Below are 3,222 nucleotides of genomic sequence, written 5' to 3'. Positions count from 1 at the left end.
GTTGGATGCGGGGACAGGATTTGAACCTGTGACCTTCAGGTTATGAGCCTGACGAGCTACCGGGCTGCTCCACCCCGCGGTGGTGAGTGTGGGTCTGAGGATCCGGCCTGGTGGCCTGGCGGCGACCGACTCTCCCGCGCCTTAAGACGCAGTACCATGGGCGCTGGGGTGTTTCACGGCCGTGTTCGGGATGGGAACGGGTGTATCAACCCCGCGATGGCCACCAGGCCACCGGGCCGGATCCTCGGATGTGGATGGGATGACCTGTTGTTGTGTGTGATGCGTGTTTTGGCGCTGTGCGCGGTGGGATGGCGAACCATTCCATGCGGTGATGTGATGGATAGGGAGTTCTATTGGGCGATTAGGATCGCTCGGCTGCACGCCTTACGGCGCTTCCACCTGCGACCTATCGACGTGGTGGTCTACCACGGCCCTTAGGGAGACCTGGTCTTGAGGCTGGTTTCCCGCTTAGATGCCTTCAGCGGTTATCCATTCCGCACTTGGCTACCCGGCGATGCGGCTGGCGCCACAACCGGTACACCAGAGGTGCGTCCTTCCCGGTCCTCTCGTACTAGGGAAAGATCCTCTCAAGTCTCCAACACCCACGGCAGATAGGGACCGAACTGTCTCACGACGTTCTAAACCCAGCTCACGTACCGCTTTAATCGGCGAACAGCCGAACCCTTGGGACCTGCTCCAGCCCCGGGATGCGATGAGCCGACATCGAGGTGCCAAACCTCCCCGTCGATGTGGACTCTTGGGGGAGATCAGCCTGTTATCCCTAGAGTACCTTTTATCCGTTGAGCGATGGCCCTTCCACGCGGGACCACCGGATCACTAAGGCCGACTTTCGTCCCTGCTCGCGCTGTCGCGCTCGCAGTCAGGCGGGCTTGTGCCTTTGCACTCAACAGCCGATGTCCGACCGGCTTGAGCCCACCATCGCGCGCCTCCGTTACTCTTTGGGAGGCGACCGCCCCAGTCAAACTGCCCACCAGGCAGGGTCCCGACCCCGGATAACGGGGTTCGGTTAGACGCCAGAAAGGCGCAGGGTGGTATTTCAAGGTTGCCTCCACCAGAGCTGGCGCCCCGGCTTCAATGGCTCCCACCTATCCTACACAGCCCCTTCCTGGCGCCACTGCCAAGCTGCAGTAAAGGTTCATAGGGTCTTTCCGTCTGACCGCGGGTACCCCGCATCTTCACGGGGAATTCAATTTCACTGAGCCCATGCTGGAGACAGTGGGGAGGTCGTTACGCCATTCGTGCAGGTCGGAACTTACCCGACAAGGAATTTCGCTACCTTAGGACCGTTATAGTTACGGCCGCCGTTTACCGGGGCTTCAGTTCGGAGCTTGCACTCCTCCCTTTAACCTTCCGGCACCGGGCAGGCGTCAGACCCTATACGTCATCTCACGATTTCGCAGAGCCCTGTGTTTTTACTAAACAGTCGCCACCCCCTGGTCTGTGCCACCCGCCCATGGTTGCCCACGGACGGGTCCCGCTTATCGCTAACTTACGCGGGCAATTTGCCTAGTTCCTTCAGCATGGTTCTCTCAAGCGCCTTGGAATACTCATCCAGTCCACCTGTGTCGGTTTCGGGTACGGTCCATATGCCAGAGCTATTTCCCGGACCGATCCACGAGCCACTCCAATCCGATAAGGAATGACACGGTTTCACGGCCGTCACTTCTGGCGGGCCCAGGAATATTCACCTGGTTCCCATCGGCTACGGCTCTCGCCCTCGCCTTAGGGGCCGGCTCACCCTGCGCGGATTAACCTTGCGCAGGAACCCTTGGACTTTCGGCGACAGAGTTTCTCACTCTGTTTGTCGTTACTCATGTCCGCATTCGCACTTCCCATACCTCCACGGCCCCTCACGGATACCGCTTCACAGGCCTAGGGAACGCTCCGCTACCGCGCGTATTGCTACGCACCCACAGCTTCGGCAGATGGCTTGAGCCCCGGTACATTTTCGCCGCAAGACAGCTTGTTTAGACCAGTGAGCTATTACGCTTTCTTTAAAGGATGGCTGCTTCTAAGCCAACCTCCTGGTTGTTTTGGCCGTCTCACATGCTTTCCCACTTAGCCATCATTTGGGGGCCTTAGCTGGTGGTCTGGGTTGTTTCCCTCTCGACAATGGACCTTAGCACCCACTGTCTGTCTGCCCACCTGCACTCATCGGCATTCGGAGTTCGGTAGGGTTTGGTAGGGCTTTGGGCCCCCCTAGCCCTTCCGGTGCTCTACCTCCGATGGTGATCGGTGGACGATCTACCTCAATAGATTTCGCGGAGAACCAGCTATTTCCTGGTTTGATTGGCCTTTCACCCCTAACCACAGATCATCCCCGACTTTTTCAACAGGCGTGGGTTCGGTCCTCCAGTGGGTGTTACCCCACCTTCAACCTGTCCATGGCTAGATCACCAGGTTTCGGGTCTCATGCCGGCAACTGAACGCCCTGTTCAGACTCGCTTTCGCTGCGCCTACACCTCTCGGCTTAAGCTTGCTGCCAACACGAACTCGCGGACCCATTATACAAAAGGTACGCCGTCACCCACATGGGGCTCCGACTGCTTGTAGGCATCCGGTTTCAGGTCTCTTTCACTCCCCTCGTCGGGGTGCTTTTCACCTTTCCCTCACGGTACTTGTGCACTATCGGTCGCCAAGGAGTATTTAGGCTTGGAGGGTGGTCCCCCCATGTTCAGACAGGGTTTCACGTGCCCCGCCCTACTCAAGGATCACTGCAAGCACTACGCCTACGGGGCTATCACCCACTACGGCCAACCTTTCCAGGTTGTTCGGCTTCTCTTGCAGCAACCACTGGCCTACTCCGCGTTCGCTCGCCACTACTAGCGGAATCTCGTTTGATGTCTTTTCCTCCAGGTACTGAGATGTTTCAGTTCCCCGGGTTCGCCTCCTGAACCTATGTATTCAGTCCAGGATACCCCAAAGGGGTGGGTTTCCCCATTCGGACATCCGCGGATCAACGATCGCTCGCATCTCCCCGCGGCTTTTCGCAGCGTGCCACGTCCTTCATCGCCTCTTGGCGCCAAGGCATCCACCGAATGCCCTTTTCTCACTCCATATCCACACCACCGCCCGCGCACAGGGCCAAAACACGCCAAAACGACGCGCCCCTGGGCTGCTTTCAGTCTCGGTCGGCAGCGCCCGCATCATCCCCAGGGCGCGGTCAAGTCTGCCCCCGGACGATGTGCGTCACTCACACAC

At 58.8% G+C, this 3,222-nt stretch carries 1 tRNA gene and 2 rRNA genes; all 3 read right to left on the bottom strand.

Annotated elements, in window-relative coordinates:
* Positions 1-2: 2 nt before the first annotated feature.
* Positions 3-79, bottom strand: a tRNA-Met gene (locus LQ222_RS25930).
* A gap of 34 nt (positions 80-113) precedes the next feature.
* A 5S ribosomal RNA gene (gene rrf / locus LQ222_RS25925) occupies positions 114-228 on the bottom strand.
* A 112-nt stretch (positions 229-340) separates the two neighbouring features.
* A 23S ribosomal RNA gene (locus LQ222_RS25920) occupies positions 341-3,079 on the bottom strand.
* Positions 3,080-3,222 lie beyond the last annotated feature (143 nt).

Origin of the sequence: Roseomonas sp. CECT 9278 (assembly GCF_918698155.1) — a bacterium.
GTDB lineage: Bacteria > Pseudomonadota > Alphaproteobacteria > Acetobacterales > Acetobacteraceae > Neoroseomonas.
Note: the sequence above shows the minus strand (reverse complement) of the source record. Positions and strands in the feature narration are given on the sequence as shown.